Origin of the sequence: Lactiplantibacillus sp. DA1, assembly GCF_032681335.1 — a bacterium.
GTDB lineage: Bacteria > Bacillota > Bacilli > Lactobacillales > Lactobacillaceae > Lactiplantibacillus.
In genome coordinates, this window is sequence record NZ_JAWHTQ010000002.1 from 189,646 (window position 1) to 213,377 (window position 23,732).

At 45.3% G+C, this 23,732-nt stretch carries 19 protein-coding genes and 1 riboswitch; of the genes, 1 reads left to right on the forward strand and 18 read right to left on the reverse strand.

Going from position 1 to position 23,732, the window contains the following annotated elements:
- Positions 1–66: 66 nt before the first annotated feature.
- The 17 genes from der to dnaE all read right to left on the reverse strand — a co-directional run bounded on the left by der (position 67) and on the right by dnaE (position 20,128).
- On the reverse strand, positions 67–1,377 hold the full coding sequence (gene der, locus RXV91_RS03515) for a ribosome biogenesis GTPase Der (RefSeq protein WP_021731596.1): 1,311 nt from the start codon (positions 1,375–1,377) through the stop codon (positions 67–69).
- A gap of 138 nt (positions 1,378–1,515) precedes the next feature.
- Entirely contained in the window at positions 1,516–2,805 is a 1,290-nt protein-coding gene (gene rpsA / locus RXV91_RS03520) for a 30S ribosomal protein S1 (protein WP_021731597.1), read from the reverse strand.
- 89 nt (positions 2,806–2,894) lie between these two features.
- Positions 2,895–3,581, reverse strand: coding sequence for a (d)CMP kinase (cmk, locus tag RXV91_RS03525; RefSeq protein WP_316438690.1), 687 nt, complete (start codon positions 3,579–3,581; stop codon positions 2,895–2,897).
- Between the two features lie 34 nt (positions 3,582–3,615).
- Positions 3,616–4,248 carry a LysM domain-containing protein gene (locus tag RXV91_RS03530; protein WP_021731599.1) on the reverse strand — a complete coding sequence of 211 codons (633 nt, stop codon included), beginning with the start codon at positions 4,246–4,248 and terminating at the stop codon, positions 3,616–3,618.
- A gap of 61 nt (positions 4,249–4,309) precedes the next feature.
- The gene (locus RXV91_RS03535) at positions 4,310–5,749 is read right to left on the reverse strand and encodes an ATP-dependent DNA helicase RecQ (RefSeq protein WP_316438691.1); all 1,440 of its coding nucleotides are present in this window, start codon (positions 5,747–5,749) and stop codon (positions 4,310–4,312) included.
- Positions 5,736–6,782: a helix-turn-helix domain-containing protein gene (locus RXV91_RS03540; RefSeq protein WP_316438692.1), complete on the reverse strand. Its 1,047-nt coding sequence runs from the start codon at positions 6,780–6,782 to the stop codon at positions 5,736–5,738. Before RXV91_RS03540 ends, RXV91_RS03535 begins: the two co-directional genes overlap by 14 nt.
- Positions 6,783–7,125: 343 nt before the next feature.
- Positions 7,126–7,710, reverse strand: a complete 585-nt coding sequence (locus tag RXV91_RS03545; protein ID WP_021731602.1) for a Gx transporter family protein — start codon at positions 7,708–7,710, stop codon at positions 7,126–7,128.
- A 121-nt stretch (positions 7,711–7,831) separates the two neighbouring features.
- A riboswitch (FMN riboswitch) is annotated at positions 7,832–7,953 on the reverse strand.
- A 54-nt stretch (positions 7,954–8,007) separates the two neighbouring features.
- A complete protein-coding gene (locus tag RXV91_RS03550; RefSeq protein WP_021731604.1) occupies positions 8,008–8,724 on the reverse strand; it encodes a pseudouridine synthase in 717 nt (238 codons plus the stop codon).
- Positions 8,724–9,323 carry an SMC-Scp complex subunit ScpB gene (gene scpB / locus RXV91_RS03555; RefSeq protein WP_316438693.1) on the reverse strand — a complete coding sequence of 200 codons (600 nt, stop codon included), beginning with the start codon at positions 9,321–9,323 and terminating at the stop codon, positions 8,724–8,726. Before scpB ends, RXV91_RS03550 begins: the two co-directional genes overlap by 1 nt.
- A complete protein-coding gene (locus tag RXV91_RS03560; protein ID WP_316438956.1) occupies positions 9,310–10,077 on the reverse strand; it encodes a segregation/condensation protein A in 768 nt (255 codons plus the stop codon). Before RXV91_RS03560 ends, scpB begins: the two co-directional genes overlap by 14 nt.
- A complete protein-coding gene (locus RXV91_RS03565) occupies positions 10,064–10,423 on the reverse strand; it encodes an N-acetyltransferase (protein ID WP_316438694.1) in 360 nt (119 codons plus the stop codon). The genes RXV91_RS03560 and RXV91_RS03565 overlap by 14 nt, the downstream gene beginning before the upstream one ends.
- A gap of 36 nt (positions 10,424–10,459) precedes the next feature.
- Positions 10,460–11,350 carry a site-specific tyrosine recombinase XerD gene (gene xerD / locus RXV91_RS03570; RefSeq protein ID WP_033609468.1) on the reverse strand — a complete coding sequence of 297 codons (891 nt, stop codon included), beginning with the start codon at positions 11,348–11,350 and terminating at the stop codon, positions 10,460–10,462.
- Positions 11,351–11,357: 7 nt separating this feature from the next.
- Positions 11,358–12,245 (reverse strand): S1-like domain-containing RNA-binding protein, encoded by an 888-nt coding sequence (locus RXV91_RS03575; protein ID WP_316438695.1) that lies wholly within the window; start codon positions 12,243–12,245, stop codon positions 11,358–11,360.
- A 51-nt stretch (positions 12,246–12,296) separates the two neighbouring features.
- Entirely contained in the window at positions 12,297–12,755 is a 459-nt protein-coding gene (locus RXV91_RS03580) for a DUF441 domain-containing protein (RefSeq protein ID WP_003640601.1), read from the reverse strand.
- Positions 12,756–13,855: 1,100 nt separating this feature from the next.
- Positions 13,856–15,616 carry a pyruvate kinase gene (gene pyk, locus RXV91_RS03585; protein ID WP_316438696.1) on the reverse strand — a complete coding sequence of 587 codons (1,761 nt, stop codon included), beginning with the start codon at positions 15,614–15,616 and terminating at the stop codon, positions 13,856–13,858.
- Between the two features lie 85 nt (positions 15,617–15,701).
- Positions 15,702–16,664: a 6-phosphofructokinase gene (gene pfkA / locus RXV91_RS03590; protein WP_003640604.1), complete on the reverse strand. Its 963-nt coding sequence runs from the start codon at positions 16,662–16,664 to the stop codon at positions 15,702–15,704.
- Between the two features lie 113 nt (positions 16,665–16,777).
- Positions 16,778–20,128: a DNA polymerase III subunit alpha gene (gene dnaE / locus RXV91_RS03595; protein ID WP_316438697.1), complete on the reverse strand. Its 3,351-nt coding sequence runs from the start codon at positions 20,126–20,128 to the stop codon at positions 16,778–16,780.
- A gap of 406 nt (positions 20,129–20,534) precedes the next feature.
- On the opposite strand from dnaE, the gene RXV91_RS03600 reads away from it, so the two are divergent.
- Entirely contained in the window at positions 20,535–20,735 is a 201-nt protein-coding gene (locus RXV91_RS03600) for a YjzD family protein (protein ID WP_021731614.1), read from the forward strand.
- Positions 20,736–21,119: 384 nt separating this feature from the next.
- On the opposite strand, the gene clpB is transcribed toward RXV91_RS03600, so the two are convergent.
- Entirely contained in the window at positions 21,120–23,723 is a 2,604-nt protein-coding gene (clpB, locus tag RXV91_RS03605; RefSeq protein WP_316438698.1) for an ATP-dependent chaperone ClpB, read from the reverse strand.
- Positions 23,724–23,732 lie beyond the last annotated feature (9 nt).

The following is a 23,732-nucleotide window of genomic DNA, read 5'->3' on the forward strand; positions in this document are numbered from 1 at the left end:
AAAAAGATGATAATCGTTTACATCAATCTGGAATTGTGCTAAAATGCCGATTTTACGCGCTTTTGCTTACTTACGTCGGCGTTCGATCATATGGATCGGCGTTCCGGTAAAATCAAACGCGTTCCGAATCTGGTTCTCTAAGAACCGTTCGTATGAAAAGTGCATCATATCAGGATCATTAACGAAGACCACGAAGGTTGGCGGCTGAATGGCCACTTGGGTCGCATAATAGACCCGTAGCCGCTTACCATTATCACTAGGTGTTGGATTCATGGCGATGGCATCCATGATCACATCATTCAAGACTGAGGATTGGATGCGCCGCATATGGTTCGTATTGACCTTCTTGATCAGCGCCGGTAGTTGTTCCAATCGCTGGTTCGTTTTGGCTGAAACAAAGATAATGGGTGCATAACTCAAGTAAACAAACTGATCGCGAATATAAGCTTCGAACTCTTGCATAGTATGATTATCTTTCTTAACAAGATCCCACTTATTGACCACGATGATAATGCCCTTACCGGCTTCGTGAGCATAACCAGCTACCCGCTTGTCCTGCTCGCGGATGCCTTCTTCACCGTTGATGACAAAGAGCGCCACGTCACTATTATCGATCGCTTTAAGGGCCCGCATCACACTATAACGTTCAGTATTTTCGTAGACTTTTCCCTTTTTACGAATTCCGGCCGTATCGACCATCACAAAGCGATCACCGTCTTGATCCGTAAACTTGGTGTCAATCGCATCCCGTGTCGTCCCAGCCACGTCAGAAACGATCACTCGGTCTTCACCTAGTAAGGCATTCACAATTGATGATTTACCAACGTTCGGGCGGCCAATCAAACTAAAGCGGATCGTTCCAGGTTCCTCGTCACCACTTTTTTCAGGGAAGTTTTTGATGACCGCATCCAACAAATCCCCGAGCCCCAGTCCATGGGCCCCTGAAAGCGGATATGGATCGCCAAAGCCGAGTGAGTAAAAGTCATAGACCTCACTGCGTAATTCAGGATTATCAACTTTATTGACCGCTAACACGACCGGCTTATTCGACCGGTACAAGATTTGCGCAACGTGTTCGTCAGCGTCAGTAACGCCTTCCTTAATACTAACTAAATAGATAATGACGTCGGCTTCATCAATAGCGACTTCGGCTTGCTGTGTAATTTGCTTAATAAACGGGGCGTCTTCAATATCAATCCCCCCGGTATCAATTAAACTAAATTCCTGACCTAACCACTCGCTATTGGCATAAATCCGGTCACGTGTCACCCCCGGTGTATCTTCAACGATCGAGATTCGATCTCCGGCGATTCGATTAAAAATTGTAGATTTACCAACGTTTGGTCGCCCAACAATGGCGACAACTGGTTTTGCCATGTTTTAATTCCTCCTTTGCCCTCATAACGTCTAAAGCGACTGCTATGAGTCTTAGATTAGTTGGTAACACCAACTAATCTATTCCTAAAAAAATATCCTTCAAGGCAAGCTTGAAGGGTATTTTTAATCAATCAATGATTAGTTTTCATCATTGTTGCTTTCAGCATTCTTCAATTCGTCACCGATCAAATCACCTAAAGTGAAACCAGTTGATTCTTCAGGAGCATTAGCCGTTGAACGTTCGCTAGCAGTCCGGTTGTCCCGGTTGTTGTTACGACGACGGTTGTTATTGCTCCGACGTTCTGGTTGACTTTCGTTATCATCGTCAGCAGTTTGTGGCTTTTCTTCCAAAGCTTTAATTGATAAAGCTAACCGTTTTTCGTCTGGACGAACATCCAAAACCTTGACTTTGATTTCTTGACCAACTTTTAAGACATCGTTTGGTGTTGCAATGTGTTGGTGTGAGATTTGTGAAATATGAACTAACCCTTCAACACCAGGGAAGACTTCCACAAAGGCACCAAAGCTCGTCAAACGCTTAACTTTACCATCAAGTACGGCACCTTGTGGGGCTTTTTCTTCAATACCATCCCAAGGTTCTGGTAAAGTAGCTTTGATTGATAATGAAACACGTTCGCGGTCAGCATCAACGGATAAAATCTTCACCGTAACTTCTTGACCGACCTTCAATACATCAGCAGGCTTTTCAACCCGATCGTATGAAATTTCCGAAACGTGAACCAAACCATCGATGCCACCAAGGTCAACAAAGGCACCGAAGTTCGTCAAACGAGCAACTTTACCTTCAACGACATCACCAGCTTGTAAGGTCTTCAAAGCTTCTTCACGTTGTGCTTCGCGTTGCTTTTCAACAACGGCACGGTGTGATAAGATCAAGCGATTTTCGCTAGGTTCAATTTCAATAATCTTAAGTTCAAGTTCTTGGCCTTTATAGGCATTTAAATCTTCAACATAATGATCATCAATCATTGAGGCAGGGATGAAGCCACGAACACCAGCGTCAACGACTAACCCGCCCTTAACAACTTGCGTTACCGGAGCTTTAATCGTATGACCTGCTTCGTATTCTTTTTCAACATCGTCCCAAACTTTGCGAGCTTCTAACCGACGATGTGACAGTAAATAACTGCCGTTTTCCTTGTCGCTGCCAATTCGAGAAATGACAACCAAGTCTAACACATCACCGACTTTTGCGGCTTCGTTGACATCGTCAACCCGTTGTGTTGAGAGTTCCTTCAAAGGAACGACCCCTTCAACACCGGTACCTTGGATACCAACAATTACTTGTTTGTCATCGTCGATTGCTAAGACTTCACCCTTAACAACGTCACCGACGTTTACTTCTTCAACGCTGTTTAAAGCGTCTAAAAGTTCATTCTTCTCTTGGCTGTTTTCGTTTTCACTCATGCAAATTTCCTCCTGTCAACAATAACTCTAACCTATATCATAGCTGAAAACGCAATGAAAAGCTAGCTAAAAGCATTAAGTTAATACAATTAGATTGTTGAACTTTGTTTTTTTATAATAATTTCCGCAATGGCGGCCACAACTTCATCGATTGACATTGGCGTCGTATCAACAAGCGTGGCGTCTGTTGCCTGTGTTAATGGTGACACTTTACGCGTTGAATCTTTATGATCCCGTAATTCAATCTCAGCTTGTAACTGAGCTAAGGGAGTGTCGATGCCCTTCTTGATATTTTCGGCGTACCGGCGCTTAGCACGTTCCGCCGCTGAAGCCACTAAAAAGATCTTAACTTCGGCCTTGGGTAGCACCGTGGTACCAATATCACGACCGTCCATCACAATCCCACCGGCAGTTGCCATTTCACGCTGTTGATCCGTTAAAATCGTGCGTACTTGCGGTAATGCTGCAATCGTTGAGACGTTATTCGTAACGTCTGGTTGGCGAATCGCCGCCGTGATGTCTTCCTGGTTAGCAAAAACGAGTTGATCTGGTTCTCCAGGCTTGAAACTAATCTTGAGCGTTTGCATCGCTGTAACGACGGCTGCTTCATCCGCCAGATCAACGTGTTGTTGCATCGCCCAATACGTAACTGCTCGGTACATCGCACCCGTATCAACATAAATATAGCCAAACCGTTTTGCAACTAGTTTGGCTACGGTACTCTTGCCAGCTGAAGCCGGACCATCGATGGCCACCTGTAGTGCTTGCTTAGCCATTAACTAACCCCTCACAATCTGCAAAAATCGTGTATTAACGGACACGTAACCGTTGACCAGCTGAAATCGTTGCTCCAGATGATAAACCATTTAACTCTAACAATTTATCCACTGAAATTCCAGCATTCGTAGCGACTCGATAGACCCCTTGACCGGCTTCTACCGTAACGTACTTGGCACTTGAAGATGATTCTGAGGAGCTACTGCTGCTAGTACTGCTACTGTCTTCAGTACTCGCACTTGCTTTTGAACTAGCAGCGGCTGAACTAGCCGCTTTGGAACTGGCTGCTTTAGAGCTAGCCAATGCCAAGCTACTGCTCTTGGCAGCAGCTTTTTTCGACGATGCGGCCGCTTTTTTCTTGCTAGCAGCAACCGAAGACTTGCTGTCAGCAACACTGGCCGATGACTTTTTCGAGCTCGAACTAGCAACTTGTTCGGTCTGTTGCGGATTATTAAGCGAATTCTTTTTCACCAAAAAATATCCAATTGGCGCCAAAGCAAGCAACAAAATCAAGACCACTAAAACGGTCGTTAATGTTGAGTTGCTACTGTCTTGTTTTCGTTTTTGAGTTCGCGATAAGTTGCCCGAGTCATCCCGATCGTCTTCAAAAGTTTTGTCCCACGGCTTATCCGCTTGGGATTTGTCATTCTCATTTTTTTGACTCATAGGGTGTTCCTCCTCAAAAAACTTTCAACCAATATTGTAACATAACCCTGAATTGATTTCTTTAAGAATTTAGTAAAAACAATTGAGCTAAGCGTTGCTCCCACGATATTGTTGGTGTCGTCGTAACTGCTCTGACCGCCGTCAACCCTAATGCGATCAGTGGCAGTGGTTCACCAGCAAGTTGACAACATTGTGCCGTATGCGGGACTGCGGACTCATCAAAATAAGCTAACATCACAGCTCGATGACAAGTTGTTGTTTGCACATAGACCATCAAAGCCCGCAGTTCACGTTCCTTCGCCACTTGCCGATCAGCAAAAATCGTTGCAACCATCGTTGGCGTCGCTCCCTGCTGCCAGTACGATTGCAAGACCACGCTACGGTCATCGACCGGGGGTTGTTTCGCTTGATAACGTGCATAATCTTGCTGGATCTCGTTAGGCGTGGCAGCCGTCAATTCGTTCAGATTACGCACAAGATTCTCATCCCCTGGTGCATAGAGCATGATGGCCATCGCCTGGTGACCATCCCGGCCCGCGCGACCAATCTCCTGGACATAATCAGCTAAAGTCGTTGGCAAATGATAGTGAATCACTAAGCGAATATCCGCTTTATTAATTCCCATCCCAAACGCCGACGTTGCACAGATAACATCCAATTGCCCCGCCATGAATTGCTGTTGGATTTTAAAGCGGTCATCAGCCGCTAAGCCCGCATGATAAGCAGCCACTCGTAATGTTGTCGTTGTCCGCAACCATTCAGCAATTAAGTCAGTTTGCCGTTTGGAGGTAAAATAGACGATTGCTGGCCCGCGAGTGCTCGTCACTAAATGTTGTAAGGTAGCCCGTTTGCTAGCTTCATCGTTAACTTGTTCAACCGCCAAATAAATATTAGGACGGTTAACCGAATATAAGACTTGCTGCGCGCTAGGAACAGCTAGTTGTGTCACAATATCTTGCCGGACTTGCCGTGTTGCCGTTGCTGTTAACATTAGTGTTCGCGGTGAGCCTAATTGCTGGTGAATGTGGCCGAGGCGTCGATAATCCGGGCGAAAATCGGGGCCCCAAGTTGAAATACAGTGCGCCTCATCAATGACCAGCAGCGCTAACGGCACTTGCATCAGCGCTGCTTGAATCACATCTTGACTCAACATTTCCGGTGAAACAAACAAAAATTTTATTTGTGCCAAATGATTCAGTAACCGCTGACGAGCACCATAGTCTAACTGTGATGTTAGGGCCGCCACTTGCTTTTCGCCCTGATAATTCAAACGGGCCACCTGATCTTGCATCAACGAGATGAGCGGTGACACCACCACAACCAGTCCCGGCAACGCAGCACCGACTAGCTGATAAATCAGCGATTTGCCAGTCCCCGTTGGTAACACCGCCAAAACATCTTGGCCCGCTAATAATTTCTGGATAACCGTTAATTGACCAGGCCGGAATTCGTCAAAGCCATATTTTGTTTTTAATAACTGATATAACTCATCCTCTGACATGATGACACCTCATAATTTGAAATAGCCGGAACTCAAAAAAATCTAAGGTAGGCACTGCAGCTTGTGCATCTTGAAACGACCAGTTCGCAATATCGGGGCGATTGACAAAAATAGTGGTCAACTGCTGCATCAAAGTGCTACTTAGCACCGACTCAAACGGAAACTGGGGTAACCAAATCGCGACTTCTAACAAGTGCTCCCGAACCGTGCTTAATTTTAAACGCCTCGTCTGCGCAATCATCGCCAGTTGATTGGTCTTGACAAAAGTTTGATACGTCTGCCAGGCGCTTTTACTGATCACACTAGATTGCTTTAAGGGTGCTAATAGGTTCCACAATGGATCGGTTGTTTGATGGTGTTGCAGCCAATTGATCCATTGACAAAAAACATCCATTCGCATCAAGCCGGTTTCGAGCGGCTGACGACCTAATTGTTCAGCCAATTGTTCATTAGTAAGTCCAGGTTCCCGATAACCCGTCAAACCTTGGACAAACACTGTCGGCAACTCTGGTACCGACAGGCTCGTTAAGAAAGCTATCAATGCCGCATGAACTCGGCTACCAAGTTCCGCCTTCGGTTGCTGTCGTAACCAGTGTTTGACCTGTGCTTGGATTCCCGGATCAGTCGTCACCGGATAGTAATGACGATCGTGATGAACTAATTCAGAAACCACTTGTAGCGCTAGCTGACTAACAATTATAAAACGACGAACATCTGTCGTTTGAAACGCCTGGAAAGCTTGAGGTAAGTATAATGTTTGCCGCAATTCTGCTTGGCGCCGTTCACCAGCTGGCGTTAATTGCCAACATCCCGTTGCCGTACTGACTAATTGCCCGTTTTCTTCTAGGACAGCAGTTGCTGCCATGAAGTCTTCTAAGGGGACACCGTGCCAGCTGTCGAGCAGTTCTAAACACCCCGCTGTTAATCCGGCAAAAAGTGTTGAGACCGTGCGGCGACCGCGCAACACATTGAACAAGCCCTTTGCCCGTCGCGGCGTCGGGCCGAATAACAATAGAACGTAGTCTGTAAACACGGTAAGGCCTCCCTCCGAATGTTTTTTGTTGCTACTTTTATTTAATCGATTACCGGCCACTTTTTAAACTCACAGATGACCAGCTAAGAGCACTAGCAAAGGATAAATCACCATATCAGCCCCTACTTCCGAACCTTTCTAGTTAGTCGTAAAGCACTTCAACGCCACCTTATTTCAGCCACTGCCAAATACACATCCTCTGACGATTCGAAAGCTAGTCGCGGTAAAGACTTAAACCATAATTGATCAACACTACGCGTATTTAAGAATATCACGATGACGACTAATAAAAAAGGCAGTCACCTTGCAGTTACGCAATTGGTGACCACCCAAATTATTTAGATTAAATCCGGCTCATAAGCTGATTATGGTTGCCTAACCATTTAGCTAGCCGTTGATAGACCAGCCAGAAGACGTTGCCGACTAACAGTCCCTTGATTAGATTGAACGGAATCACAGCCACTAGCACAACCGTATTCAACGACATGCTGAGCTTCATCCCCATCACCTGCAAGTAGAATGGCAAGACGAACGTCAAGTTGGCTAACGATTCAATGACCACTAGACCAATTGTCGCCACCGCAATGGCCACGGGCATTCGCCACTTAGGATTACCACGATAATAACGCAGCACTAGCGCAAAGGCTAAGATCAGCACTGCCGTTCCCAGAAAACTAGCTAGGGAACCGATTAAATCGTAGATGGCAAAACCCATCATCGCTGAATGAAGGAGCAATTTGATGATGGTAATGACGAACGCCCCTCCCACGCCAAAAAGAAATAGACCAATTAGAATCGGAATATCCGAAAAATCAATCTTCATCCATGGCGCAATCGGTAAAATCGGAAACTCCACTAACATTAAAATATACGCAATGGCACCGAGTAAGGCTATGCCCACTAGTCGGTGTAACGTTGTATGTTGCATAACGCACCCTCCTATGGGTCATCTTCAATGAACCGCATTACCAGTTGTCCAAATAAAAAAGTCCACCCGATCACACTAACTGTCATCCGGGCGGACTTACTTGCAACGCTTGGCAAATAAGCTCGATCTTCTTTATACCAGACTTTACTGTCGACTTTGGAATTACACCAAATCACTATGCAGACGCATAGGTCGCGGGTTATTACCGCCGGTCGGGAATTACACCCTGCCCTGAAGATGAACCAATATTTATTTTTACAAATTCATTTTAACGGCTTTCGTCCAAAAATGCAAGCGCTATCGTTCACCTTTTAACTTGCTAATTTCAATTGGCTTTAATTTCCGGTACTCCCCGGGTTGTAAGCTCTGCAAGTCAAGAACTCCATAGCGTTCACGCTTTAACTTAGTCACTGGATGACCAACTGCTGCTAACATTTTCTTAACTTGGTGGTTATGGCCTTCGTGAATCGTTAATTGGACTAGCGCATTATTCTTCTTGTGATCACTATCTAACAGATTCGACTTAGCGGGAGCCGTTTTACGGCCATCGATTTCAACCCCTAAGCGTAATTGCTTGAGATCGGCATTCGTTGGCACCCCTTCGACTTTAGCCAAATAAGTCTTCTTGACTTCGTACTTTGGATGAGTTAACCGATTTGCTAAGGCGCCGTCATTAGTCATAATCAATAGCCCCGATGTATCATAGTCCAACCGCCCCACTGGGTAAATTCGTTCAGAAACATCTTCAAAAAAGTCCAGCACCGTCTTACGGCCTTTTTCATCATGAACCGTCGTTACGACCCCCCGTGGCTTATAAAATAAATAATACACGAGTTTTTCCGCATTCAACGGCACGCCATCTACTTCGACACGGTCACTAGGTTCAACTTTGACACCAAGCGTGGTGACCGTCGTCCCATTGACCTTAACATGGCCAGACGTAATCAACACTTCTGACTTACGCCGCGAAGCAATTCCTGCTTCCGCCATCACTTTTTGTAATCGTTCTGCCATTATTTATCCTCACGTTCTGCTTGTAGTTTATCTTGAAATGCATTTAAAAACAGGTCCGTCTCCGGCGCCGGATGTTCAGCGTCACTTAACGCAGCCAAATCAATCGTTGGTAAATCATCCAAAGATTTTAGACCAAAGTAATCCAAAAATAGCTCCGTGGTGCCATATAGGATTGGTCGTCCCGGTTCATTCAAGCGCCCAGTCTCGGTCACCAACTGCCGCAAAACAAGTTTTTGAATCGTCGAGCCGCTGTGCACACCGCGAATCTCATCAATCTCAATTCGTGTTAATGGTTGCCGATACGCAATAATGGCTAACACTTCCAATGAAGCTTGTGACAGACTAGTCGTCAATGGGGCCTCAAAGTAACGCTTTAATATTGACGCTACCTCAGCCTTGGTCGCTAATCGGTAAGTATTCGCCGTCGATAAGATCATTAACGCACTGTCTGAGTCTTGCTGATACTTCATAGCTAATTGTGTCAACATCGTTGTAATCGCCGGCTTGGCAAATCCTGTGGCGTGCTCAATCTCAGCAACCGTGATGCCTTCATCACCCGCCACAAATAATAATCCTTCAATTTGTTCAATGTTCGTCATGCTGTTCATCCTGTCGTAAATATAAATGAATCGGACTCAGCGGCGCAGCTTGTTGCAAGGCCAACTGATCCTGCTTGGTTAATTCTAACACAGCCATAAAGGTTGTCACTAACATTTCATCGCTAGCACTGACCGTAAACAGCTCAGCAAAGTCTAAGCCCTGTGGTTGCTGCTGCAGCTGTGTGGTAATTTGCATCATTCGTTCATCAATATTAATCGTTTCCGCTACGACCGTTTTCGTTAATGGCCGTACCCGCCGCCGTTTAGCCACCAGTTGTCGAAATGCCGCTTGCAAGTCATCCAACGTGATTCCCGCGGTCAGCTTGGGCGCACTTAAATCGGACGGCACGAGCATCGCTTCGCGCGTAAAATGTTGGTGCCGGGCCCGTTCCTTAGTCCGTAATTCGCCAGCAGCTTCTTGATAAACCTTATAGGCCAATAATTCAGCAACTAGTGAATCACGAGGATCCTCTTCATCATTACCGTCATCAACATCATCTAGCTCAGGCTGTGGTAGCAAGAAACGACTTTTGATCGTCATCAAAGTCGCCGCCATGACCAAATAGTCACCAGCAATGTCCAATTTCAACGCTCGCATGGAATGCAAGTAGTCCAAATACTGTTGGGTAATCGCCGCGATTGGAATATCATAAATATCCATCTTATTTTGTCGAATAAGGTGTAGTAACAAATCCAAAGGTCCCTCAAACTCTGAAATTTTAATGGTGATTGGTTGTTGATTATTTGTCACGATTACGCTCCCACGCACCAATGATTGGCGCCATTTCTAAAGTTCCCATGACCCGTTGGTTCGGATACAACGCAGCGAGCTCATCTAACATTTGATATTGATTGGCCGCCGTTCGTTCCTCAGGTGATAATGAGTCATGATGTAGCAAGATAAAGTCGCTGCCAACTTCAATACCAATAATACCGCAAAAGTCACCGTCACCTTGACGCCATAACAATAACTGATGGTCATCAGTTGACTGGTACCACTTCATCTCAGTTTGTAAATGCGCTAAATCTTTAAAATCAGTGATAAATGATAGTAGCCCCATCGCCACCTTCTCATAATCCTTACGATATTTAACGAGCACAGTATCGCCTCCTTGCCTGCTTGGTTTTACACGTCACTAGGCCCGTGGATGGTACTTATTATAAACCTCAGCTAAGCGTTTTTTTGAAATATGCGTATAAATTTGGGTCGTTGAAATATCAGCGTGTCCCAATAGTTCTTGGACAACTCGCAAATCCGCACCATTTTCCAAAATATGCGTGGCAAATGAATGTCGTAACGTATGCGGCGTAACATTTTTTTCAATTCCGGCCGCTTTAACTTCCGCCTTCAGATTTTTCCACACGCCCTGCCGACTCAGCTTACCACCATGGTTATTAATGAATAAGTACGTATTGCGACGTTTAGCCGACACAAGCTTAGGTCGCGCCGTCTTCAAATACCGGGTAATAAAATCAATCGCCACATCCCCAATGGGAATAATCCGTTCCTTATCGCCCTTTCCAATCGTTTGAATCAATCCCAAGTCCAAGTGCAGGTCATCCATAGTTAGATTGATTGTTTCACTGACCCGTAGCCCCGTCGCATACATGACTTCCAGTAAGGTCCGGTCACGCAATCCCAATGGTGTATTTAGTTTAGGAACAGCCAGTAACCGTTCGACTTCCCGTGGTGATAGTACTTGCGGCAAATGTTGGGCTCGCTTAGGCGTATCGATTTTTAACATTGGATCCGTATCGATGGCGTGCATCTGTGCTAAATATTGAAAAAATTTGCGCAGGCTTGAAACGCTGTGAATAATCGTGTTGCGCGACTTGCCCGCTTCATCTAAATACTGCAAATAATTCAAGAGGACGTATCGATCAACCACACGATAGTCCGTGATCTGCTGGCTCATTAAGTACTCGCTGAACGTGGTGAGATCCTGAGCGTAACTCTTGATCGTATTCTCGACCAGTCCCCGTTCAACACGCAAAAAATGCAGGTAATCAGCAAGCTGGTCCTGCATTTTTTGATCAATCGTCGGCTTGCTCATCGGCAATCTTGACTAGCTTGATTTCACCTGGTTGTTGGCTAATCAAGCGTTGCTTCAATAAATTACCCACGGCACGCTTGAATTGTGACTTGCTGATGCCGAAATAATTGCGAATATCATCAGGATCACTCTTGTCCCAGAATGGCAATGCGTGGTTGGCTTGGTGTTGCAAGGCCGCTAGCAACATCTGCGCATCGTCACCAATTTCTTCATAGCCCCGCGGTTTCAACGATAAATTCAGTTCGCCATCCCGCAAATGACCAATCACCCGCGCTTTGACATGTTGCCCCATGCGTGGTTCCTGTTCACGTTCTGACGGGTGAACGAAGCCCAAATGATTATCATCGGTAATTACCGACGTACCCGCCATCTTCAAACGAAAAACAGTCGCCATCGTATCCGTATTTTTGACCTGTTCCCGATCATACGGTTTGGCAATCGCCTCAAAATCTGTCAATTCCGCTAAGGTTGCCCATAACCGTTGCTTATTATCGCGGGCTAACTTAACGTATAAGCGATCATCCTTTTTAGGCCATAACCGGCTGATAGTTGGTAATTCGTCTAATGACACAACTAAGTCCTTGTTCGGCAAGCCAACATCGACAAAGACACCCAGATCATGACGCGTCCGGACAACTGTGCCCCACACAAAGTGATCGAACGAAATTTCTGGCACCAAGCGTGTCATTTGTAAATGGTGATCTTCATTCTCGTAGACAAAGCCTTCATATAGCCCACCAATATGTAATGGCTGCTCCGGTTCCGTTTTATCGACCCATAACGTTTGACCATTTACTTGTACGAAGTATGCTTCATCATTTTCGTCGGTTACCTTCGCTGTAACCACCGTTCCAATAATACTATCCATATGATAACTCCTCTGAATGTCCATCGAAAAAATCAACGCACGTGTTCTTAATTACTGTAAACTTAAATGTAAGACTTGAATAATGCAATAAGTGATACCAGCCGCAATAATCGGTCCCGCAGCAATCCCTTTGAGCAAAACAACACCCATGATAGTGCCAAATACTAATGCTACGGTAATTTCCGGTGTCGCTGACAACAGTCCGACACCATGAAAAGAGAGCACTGAGACAAGGACTCCACATGCGACCGCAATCCAACCAACTGGCGATTTAAATGCATGCCACAGGTCGCGAAACCCAATTTGACCAGTGGCAATCGGAATCAAAATCGCCACGGTGATTACCGTTACACCCCAATTAATTCCCTTTTGACCAATCGTCGTCAATAATTTACTTGTATTAGGAATCAACTTAATGAGTAGCACGACAACGGTCGCAATTTGCAAGGACTGATTTTTCCCCAACCATGCCACCACTAAAATTGCTAATAAAAATAACCAACTTTCCATACGACACCTCACGTGTTATCAATTGTAACTGAAAACGGTCCGAATTACGAGGGGTGTTAGCCCGTTACTCATCAATTTCACAATCCCCCCTGACTAATCACCGATTCCTGTTCTTTAATCTTGGAAGGAACCATGCTTGAAAAGTGCCAAATCGTTTGAATGCCTGTTCGTCAGCGAAGGACGTCCTAATCCGCCTTCCGAGGCTGGGTGCCAATTGCTGGAACGCAGCCGACGTCGATTTGAGCTAACGCCCAACCCGCGTCATCTCAAATACGAGTCTTATTCTAAGCCGGAAGCAACGCACTTCCGCCTAAGAATAATTTGGCTACTGAGCATTGGCATCCAGCCCCTCCAGTCTCAAGAGTGTGAAAGGCCGCGGGTTGAAGTCGAGCATTGCCTAGCCACCGAATGAATGCGGTCTGGACATTGATTCGGTGGCGTAGCAAGCACAGGCTTCAGCGGCCCTGAACACGTTTCGGTAAGCCGCTCGAACGCCTGATGGACGGCTACTTAGCTTGTTGCCATCGGTCACGCATATTTTTGGTCCCAGACCTTTAAATATAAAAGATTAAATTGCCAATGCGCCTCGCTTTAGACTACTTCACCAATATCGAAATTTAAAAATAGTGCGTTATCCCAATGCTATAATTTATCCGATAGTTGACTGCCGAAATCACTATATATGGTCAAACAATGATCAGTCAATCAAAAGTTGAGTACGTCTATATCTGCCATTTGAACACCGTCTTGACCGGAAGGCGGTTCTGACAATGCCCAGTGGGAAATTTCACTTGGCAAGCGTTTTGGGCTTGGTTAGTGAAAGGCCAGTATTTGAGACGCGGTTTTCCGGCTCAAATCTGTGCCCACCACGTTCCGGCAATTGTCAGAAATGCCTGTAGGTCAGTGTAGGACGTACTTTTTAAGCAAATTTACACTAGTTTGTCCCTAGTTCCAGCGGGCTTAAGCTGGCAACATTTGCCGTTGACGATTTGGCACTTTTCAAGCATGTTTCATGCTAATTTAGCTGGAGTAAGGCAATTTATGTAATATAAAAAGCCGCCGCAAAGCGGCGACTTTTTAACATCAAATTAGATTTGATCTTAAAGGGCGTTTGAAGCACCGCGGTATACAAGGCCACGACGTGAATCAACTGTGATCAATTGACCATCAGCAATAACACTAGTTGCATCCTTAACACCAACGATAACAGGAATTCCCATTGAGATACCAACAACAGCAGCGTGTGAAGTTAAACCACCGTTTTCAACAACTAAAGCACTTGACTTTTCGATTGCTGGTAAGTAGTCTTTGTCAGTCGTCTTAGTAACTAAGACGCCACCTTCAACGGCCTTGTCGATAGCTTCTTGAGCAGACGTTGCGATTACGGCTTTACCGATAACCGTTTCATCACCGACACCTTGACCATCAGCTAACTTAGAACCAATTAATTGGATCTTCATGATGTTAGTCGTACCGCGTTCACCAACTGGCACACCGGCAGTGATCAAGATTAAGTCGCCTTCCTTGGCAAAGCCAAGTTCAACCGCCTTAGAAGCAGCTAAATCAAACATGTCATCAGTGGTTTCTGGTTTTTCAGCCACGATTGGTTGAACACCCCAGTTAACCATTAAGCCACGTTGAGTCCGTTCGTCAAAAGTGATTGCTAAGATATCAGCATTTGGACGGTACTTCGAAATCATCTTAGCCGTGTAGCCAGATTCAGTCGCAGCAACGATCGTCTTAATGTTCAAGTTCTTAGCAGCCCGAGCAATCGCAATCCCGATTGTTTCAGTAACACTTGTCTTGTCAAAACGGTTTAATTGTAACGTTCCGTTTTCAGCCAAAGTGTTTTCAGCCTTTTCGTCGATCTTAGCCATCATGGCAACTGATTCAACAGGGTAAAGACCATTAGCACTTTCACCAGAAAGCATCGTTGCATCAGTACCATCAAAGACGGCGTTGGCAACGTCAGAAGCTTCGGCACGAGTAGGACGTGGGTTTTCTTGCATTGAGTCTAACATTTGGGTAGCCGTGATAACAGGCATGCCTAAAGCATTACACTTCTTGATTAAACTCTTTTGTACCAATGGCACATTTTCAGCAGGAATTTCAACACCCATGTCACCACGAGCAACCATCAACCCGTCACAAACCTTAAGAATTTCATCGGCGTTGTCGATACCTTCTTGTGATTCGATTTTAGGGAAGATTTGAACGTGTTCCATGTGCTTTTCTTCAAGTAATTCACGGATGTCTAAGACATCTTGTGGCTTACGAACGAATGAAGCAGCGATGTAGTTGATTTCATGATCCAAACCAAAGCGAATATCGCTTGAGTCTTTTTCAGTGATCCCAGGTAAGTTGATTGAAACGCCAGGAGCGTTAACACCCTTACGTGAGCCTAAAACACCGGCGTTTTGAACAGTCGTAACCAATTCGCGGTTAGCTTCGTCTTTTTCGTCGATCTTCATGTCTAATAAACCATCATCAAAGAGGACATGGCCACCTACATGAACGTCATCAAAGAGATTCTTGTAAGTAACGGCAATCTTATCATGGGTCGTATCTAATGATTCGTCCATGGTAATACGAACCTTGTCACCGATCTTGTATTCAGATTTCCCGTTAGCTTGAACGGTCGTCCGAATTTCAGCACCCTTAGTATCAAGCATGATACCAACGGTCTTACCCGTAATCTTTTCTGCTTCATGAACTTTGTTTAAGCGATCTAAATGTTCTTCATGATCACCATGTGAAAAGTTAAAGCGGAAAATATTTGCGCCGGCTTCGATTAATTTAACAATAGTGTCAGTATCGGTGCTGGCAGGACCAAGTGTTGAAACAATCTTGGTTTTCTTCATAAGAAAAATCTCTCCCTTGAAAGTTTTTATAAAAAGACATTAACGTCATTTTTATCAGATTAAAATAAGAACAAACATGCCATGATTACTTGAATGAAATTTCTTCATTCAACTTATCTAATGACACTTCAACGTCATGCTTAGATTCAAATAAATCTAAGATGTTGTGGTTGACTAATTGGTTGTTTTGAATCCCAACCGCTAAGCCACCCTTGCCGGCAAGCAAGAGTTCCACAGCGTAGGCACCCATCTTGCTGGCCATGACACGGTCTTTAGCAGTTGGATTCCCACCACGTTGCATATGAGCAATGGTATTCCCACGAGCATCAAAGTCACCATATTCGGATAACTTCTCAACAAACTCCTGGGCACCCATGACACCTTCGGCTAACACAATCAAGTTGCTCCGATGACCATTGGCCCGGTTATGCTTAATCTTGTTGGCGATTTCTTCCATGTCCCAATCAACTTCGGGGACCACGATAGCAGTCGCGCCGATTGAAACACCGGACCATAAGGCTACGTCACCAGCGCCACGACCCATAACTTCCACAACGAAAGTCCGGTCATGACTATGAGCCGTATCATAAATCCGGTCAAGGGCTTGCACGTTGGTGTTGACAGCAGTGTCAAAACCAATTGTGAAGTCCGTGTAAGGAATATCATTATCGATCGTTCCTGGAAGACCAATCGTGTTGTAGCCGTGTTCCGTTAAGCGCAATGCGCCATGGTAAGAACCATCGCCACCGATAACAACCAAAGCATCGATGCCGAACCGCTTTAATTGTTCGATCCCTTTTAATTGACCTTCTTCATGCGCGAATTCTGGGTAACGTGCGGAGTACAATAAAGTTCCACCACGCTGAATCACACCATCTAAGTCGGCTGCTTCTATTTTGTGAATGTCACCGGCAACTAATCCAGCAAAGCCGTAATTGATGCCGTATGCTTCCAACCCTTCAGCCATTGCTTTACCAGCAACTGCACGAACGGCCGCATTCATACCAGGAGCGTCGCCGCCACTGGTTAAAATACCAATGCGTTTCATTTTTTCACCTCAGGCAATAAATTGAGTTCGTAACTCCATAAGTGATTCTAACACTTTTCCCGTAGATTGTCTGTTATTTTCTAAAATTAAATGCGGTAAAAAACGCCGTCGTATCAAGGGATAGCGTTCTTCATCACGACATTATCGCGACCTAATAAGGTTGTAAGCGCTCCAACCAAATCAGGATTTTCTACGACCCAATACTGTGAATTTAGTTCAACTGTTCGATGCGCCGCGGCCGAGTAGATTAGAACTGGATTAGGGCCCCGATATTGACTTAAAATCTTTAAAATTTTCTTTTGCACAGTCGCCGTTGCTTGCTCAGGTTGCAACCGCAAAAAGAGTTGGCCGGTTGGTTTAGGTAATTGTTCTGCCAACTGCCAAGTGTTTACGATCACTTGCAGATCCCGCTGTTGCTCGACCTTACCACTAATCAACACAATCGCTTCCGGTTTCAATTCCGCCCGAATCCGTTGGTAAGTGTTGGGAAAAATCGTTAAGTCGATTTCACCAGACAAATCACTTCCAGTTGCAAACGCCATCGGTTGACCACGCTTAGTCCGAATCGTTCGGACTTTTGTAATATAGACCAATATTTGGGCCGGTTGTTCACTCGTGAGCGTGCTGACTAATTGCGTATGTCGTTGTTGAGCCAGCCAATCATACGCCTCTACTGGGTGCCCCGAGACATACACACCAAGATATTCCGCTTCTTTAGCTAATCGCTCACTTAACGGGAGTTCAGGTTGCTTTTTGATTTTAGGTGCCAGTGATTCGAACAACGTCATACTGTCCCCGGCTAACTCCGCACTGGACATCAGCTCTGGCACGCTAGTCAGTAACTCCGCGCGGTTCAGGCCAAAGTGATCGAACGCGCCGGCATAAATCAGCGCGTTCATTAAATCGACTTTGAGCCACTTGGCATCGATGCGTTGCATAAACTGCTGAAGATTTTTAAACGAACCGTTGGCCTGGCGTTCATCGAGCACACTAGCAATAAAATCACGTCGCAAGCCTTTGATTGAACTTAACCCGAACACGATGGCTTGACCATTCCAATCAAAATATTGCCCACTACGATTAATATCTGGTGGGATGATGGCTACCTGATGCTGGCGAGCTTCCGCTAAATATTGCTTTAACTTAGTTCCGTTGCCTAATACCGAGTTCATCAACGAAGTAAAGAACGCTCCCGAATAATGGACCTTCAAGTAGGCCAATTCAAAGGCCATCTTACTATAAGCAATCGCGTGGGAACGGTTGAAACCATAATTAGCAAATTGCTCAATATATTGATAGACCTGGGTCGCAACAGTTTCAGAATAACCATTTTGTTGTGCACCGGCGATAAATTGCTGCCGCATTTTATCAATCACCGCATGCTTCTTTTTACTCATAGCACGCCGCAATAAGTCGGCCTCACCCAGTGTAAAACCACCCATGACCGCCGCAACTTGCATGACTTGTTCTTGATAGACCAAAATACCGTACGTTGGTCCTAAAATTGGCGCGAGTTGTTCCGCTGGATAGCTGACGGGTTCTTGGCCCTGTTTCCGGGCAATAAAATGATCAATATTTTCCATTGGTCCTGGCCGGTATAGTGCATTGACCGCTGCGACCAACTCAAAATTATCCGGATGTAGTCGTCGGAGAACATTGCGAATACCAGCCGATTCAAATTGGAAGACCCCCGTTGTATCACCGGCCTGAAATAATTTTAAGGTCGCTGGGTCATTCAAATTGATCTTAGTAATGGCCAAGGGCTTGCCAGTTTGGCGCTGAACGTAATGTAGCGCACTGGCCATTAAAGATAGATTCCGTAATCCTAAGAAATCCATCTTTAATAAACCAACTGCTTCGACGGTGTCCTTAGTATACTGGGTCATCATCATGGTTTCACTACCCGCTTGTAATGGAACAATTTGAATCAACGGCTTTTGACTTAACACGACCCCCGCCGCATGTGTCGAGTAATGTCGCGGCAAGCCCTCCAGGCGTTGTGCGGTTTCAAATAGCAATTTATTTTTAGTCGAATCAGCAACTAGATTTTGCAAACGTTGTGAACCTTGATAAGCCTGCTGTAACGTGATGTGTAACTGGTTGGGAATCGCCGCACTCCAATCACTCATCTCATAAGTTGATAACCCAAAGACCCGACCAACATCGCGTAAAGCCTGCTTGGCGGCCAAAGTCCCAAACGTGATGATTTGAGCGACGCGGTCATGGCCATACTTATCATGAACATAATTGAGGACTTGCTCACGACGGTTATCAGGAATGTCTAAGTCAATGTCCGGCATATTAGCCCGTTTAGCATTCAAAAAACGTTCAAATAACAAGTTATATTGTAACGGATCGACATCCGTAATATTAAGCACATAAGCGACTAATGACCCTGCTGCCGACCCCCGTCCAGGGCCCGTCGTGATATTAGCCTCGTGGGCAAAATTCATCACATCCCACACAATCAGAAAGTAATCATCAAAGCCCATCTGATCAATCACGGTTAGTTCACGATTCAAGCGATCTTGATAGCTCTGTTGATCAACGGGCCCCGTCATGGCGGCTAAGCGCTGCTTTAAGCCAGCCGCACATAACTGCCGTAAATAGACATTGGCCGGCTGTTCATCAGGCGTTGGAAATTGCGGTAACTGCGGCGGCTGAAATTGTAATTCCACTCGACACTGCGCCGCAACTTCGGTCGTAGCATCAAGCGCACCTTTCAATCCGAGTTGATCGTAATCGGCGGCCACCATACTAGCCGGCCGTAAGTAATGACTCCCTTCTATACCTTGTAACGTCTCAGGCTGTTCGATCTGCTGTCCCCGATCGATCGCCCGTAAAACTGAGACGGCAAAATAATCCTTTGCTTGAACATAGTCGACTGGATCTAACGCAATTACCGACAATTGCTGTTGGTGGGCAAAGTCAGTCATCGTCGTTCGCAGTGCGGGTGCTTGGTCCAAAGAAACGCCCAAGTAAAGGCTATCAGGATCGACGGCTTGTACGAGTGTGGCGACCCAATTAGCAGCCCGGTCAGCGCCATCTTGTAACAGTAAGGCGGTCAATTCACTGTCTTTAGCTGGCGTTAATACCATCAAGTGGTCCAAATAGGGTAAGACCGCTGTTAACGGCAATCCCTCAGCCGCAGCCGTTTGCTTCATCGTCGACAACCGCATCAAATTTTGATAACCCGTTCGATCTTTAGCAAGGACCACTAAACCGAACGTTTGATCCGTTAAGTCACGCCCTAACAAATTCAATGTAATGCCTAAGACCGGGGTAATTTCTGCCTGGCAACAAGCATTGTAAAAATCAACAATACCGTACATGACATCGACGTCCGTTAAGGCCAGTGCTGAATAACCATGTTGCTTAGCAGTCTGGACTAGCTCATTGACGGTGCTAGTACTTTGTAACAGACTGAACGTACTCAATACCTGTAATGGGACATACTGCGACAATATCGCCGCCCCCTTTCATTAATTAAAATGCGATGTATCGGTTATGCTTCAAACCGAAAAATGATGTCAATGAAGTGATCCGCTAGCAGAAATCAGCTGTCAACCAGGCCATTACTAACAAACCCAATCAGCAACTTGAGAAACATTCAAGCATACCTCATGAACAATTGACCAATGACGCGTAGTAGTTACTATTCATTATACCAAACAGTTGTTCTAAGCGGCAGTCATAAGTCACCATGTTCACTAACAAGATGGTCTTCAACTCGACTACGGTATCAAAGATCAACCTGGTGACCACCTACTAGGACTAATTTTTCTAATTAAAGCCTTAATATCCCGTTATTATCCAATTGCTTTTTCCCACCGGTGTGTTAAAATAATTTTCATTGGGAGGTGTCGGAAAATGATGAGACAACTTACGATTATTTTTTGGAGTGTCCTCTTCGGTGAAGTCATCGGCTACATTGGTGGCGCCCTCGAACAACTGGACTATAATTTCGGTGAAATTGGCATCGTGGCCGCAGTCTTTGCGCTAGTCGTTGTCAACAGCATCACTTATATTACTAATCATTCCCAACCCGCTAAAGGTTCAGATAATAAGTAATTTAAAATGAGAAGGGGCTATGCCACAGCTAAGCCGCTACACAAACAAGAAGGACGAGCAACCGAATGCGGGTTGTTCGTCCTTTTTGCTGAACCCTTTGACCGAGGCACGTGGTATCCACAGCCGCTCAAAATGTGTGCAAATCAATTAATTGATAAATCGTTCAATCATCCACAGTTAGTCAGCACTTTCTTGAGCGTTTGGTAACGATTTGCATCTTTTCTCTTATAATATCTTAGACCATCACCAATATGGTTCCAATCTACACATAATCAAAAACCTGGACTGTGAGTATTTAAAGATGCTCACAGTCCAGGTTTTTTGCTGATACGACTTTTATTACCAGCACTCGTAATCATCAGTTGTTAATCCAATTAATAACACTTATGCGGGTTGAGTCGTTTGATTTTCAAATACTAAGTGATCGTCCATCAAGTTAATAGCAACCGTCGATTTAGGAGCTACGCGGCCCGCAATAATCTCTTTAGCGAGAGGCGTTTCAACATGATTAGTAATAAAGCGTCGCAGTGGCCGCGCCCCATACGCCGGTTCATACCCCTGCTTAGCAATCCACTTCTTAGCTTCATCTGAAATTTTCAGTGTGATTTCACGGTCTTGTAGCCGTGCCGATAACCGAGCAATCAATTTCACCACGATTGCTTCAATCGCACCTAATTGTAATGGCGTAAACATAATGATGTCGTCAATCCGGTTTAAGAATTCTGGTTTAAACCGGCTTTGAACCAGCTGCATGACTTGTTGATGCGTCTCATCGGACAAATGCCCCTGATCATCAACACCAGCCAGCAATAGCTCTGAGCCCAAATTCGACGTCATGATCAGGATAGTATTCTTAAAGTCAACTGTCCGTCCCTGACCATCCGTTAAACGCCCATCGTCTAACACTTGTAACAAAATGTTAAAGACATCTGGATGGGCCTTTTCGATTTCATCAAATAAAACGATTGAATACGGATTACGACGAACAGCTTCAGTCAACTGACCGCCTTCTTCGTAGCCAACGTAGCCAGGTGCTGCCCCGACTAGCCGTGAGACGGATTCCTTTTCCATGTACTCACTCATGTCGATACGAACCATGTGATCATCGGCGTCAAATAAATTTTCAGCTAGTGCTTTCGCTAACTCAGTCTTGCCCACCCCAGTTGGCCCTAAAAACATAAAGGAACCTAAGGGACGGTTAGGATCTTGCAGGCCGGCCCGCGAACGTAATACGGCATCTGAAACCGCATTGACCGCTGCGTCCTGACCAACGACCCGTTCATGTAAATGGTCTGCCAAGTGTAATAATTTCTCTCGTTCACCGGCAACCAGCTTGGCTACTGGAATACCCGTCATCCGGGAAACCACATTGGCAATCTGATCTGGCGTAACCGACTCTTCAACGAGCCAGTCTTCATGATGATCATTAGCTTCCATGGCGGTTAGTTCTTGTTCCAACTTAGGAATCGTCCCGTGTTGCAACTTAGCCGCTTGTTCCAGATCATAATTATTTTCAGCATTTTCCAAGTCATGTTTAGCTTTATCTAACGCAGACTTTTTATCACTCAATGCTTGCAGACTCTTCTTTTCACTATCCCAACGTTCGGCCAATGCCCGCTGTTTTTCCTTCGCACTGGCCAATTCTTTTTGCACATCAGCCAAACGTTTAACGGAAGCATCATCGGTTTCTTTCTTGAGTGCCGCTTCTTCGACTTCTAAGCGCATTAATTGCCGATTAACTTGATCTAGTTCGGTCGGATTAGAATTCATTTCGACCCGGATTTCTGCAGACGCTTCATCGACTAAGTCCAACGCCTTATCAGGTAAATACCGATCCGTAATGTAACGATCAGACAACTTCGCGGCGGCTACTAAGGCATTGTCGTGAATCCGAACGCCATGATGAATTTCAAAGCGTTCTTTTAAGCCCCGTAAAATACTAATTGTATCTTCAACACTGGGTTCAGCAACTAACACTTTTTGGAAACGCCGTTCTAACGCCTTATCTTTTTCCATGTACTGGCGATATTCGTCCAATGTCGTAGCCCCAATCAAATGAAGTTCACCACGTGCCAACATTGGCTTTAATAAATTACCGGCGTCCATACTACCTTCCGTCTTACCGGCACCAACGATATTATGAATTTCATCAATGAACATGATGATTTGCCCATCACTCTTCTTGATTTCCTTCAATACCGCTTTGAGTCGTTCTTCAAATTCACCACGATATTTTGCTCCGGCAATTAAGGATCCCATATCTAGCGAAAATAACGTCTTATCCTTCAAGTTCTCCGGCACATCGCCACGAACGATCCGTTGGGCCAAGCCTTCAACAATCGCCGTCTTACCAACACCCGGTTCCCCAATTAGAACAGGGTTATTCTTGGTTTTCCGTGACAAAATTCGAATCACGTCCAAAATTTCTTCATCCCGACCAATGACCGGGTCCTGATTACCTTGCCGTGCCTGCTTAACTAAATCGACCCCGTATTTTTCTAAGGCCTGATATTGATCTTCTTGGTTGCGAGAGGTTACCCGTTGACCACCCCGAATACGATCAACGGCATTCTTAACTTGTCCAGCTGTAATCCCTTGCTGCTGCAAGTATTTGGTCAACTGATCCCCGGTCTGGTCCATCAACGCTAGGGCTAAGGTATCCGTTGCGAGATACTCGTCACCTAACGATTTACGCTTAGCATCGGCAGCCTGCATCAGCGTAGCTAGACTACTGCTCATACTGCCACCATACTGAACGTTACCACCGCTAACAACGGCAATGTCATCCAGCTCACGGTCGAGTTCTGTTTGTAATTGGTCTAAATCAGCGCCGGCCTCACTAAAGATCTGCCGAACCAGTTCCCCCGGCTGCGTTAAAAATTTAAATAGATGGGGCACCCCAATTTCTTGATGGCGCCGTGTTTGTGCGATTTGTTGTGCCTGTTGTAAGGCTTGTTGTAAACTTTCTGTAAATTGTTCTGGATTCATATTTACGTA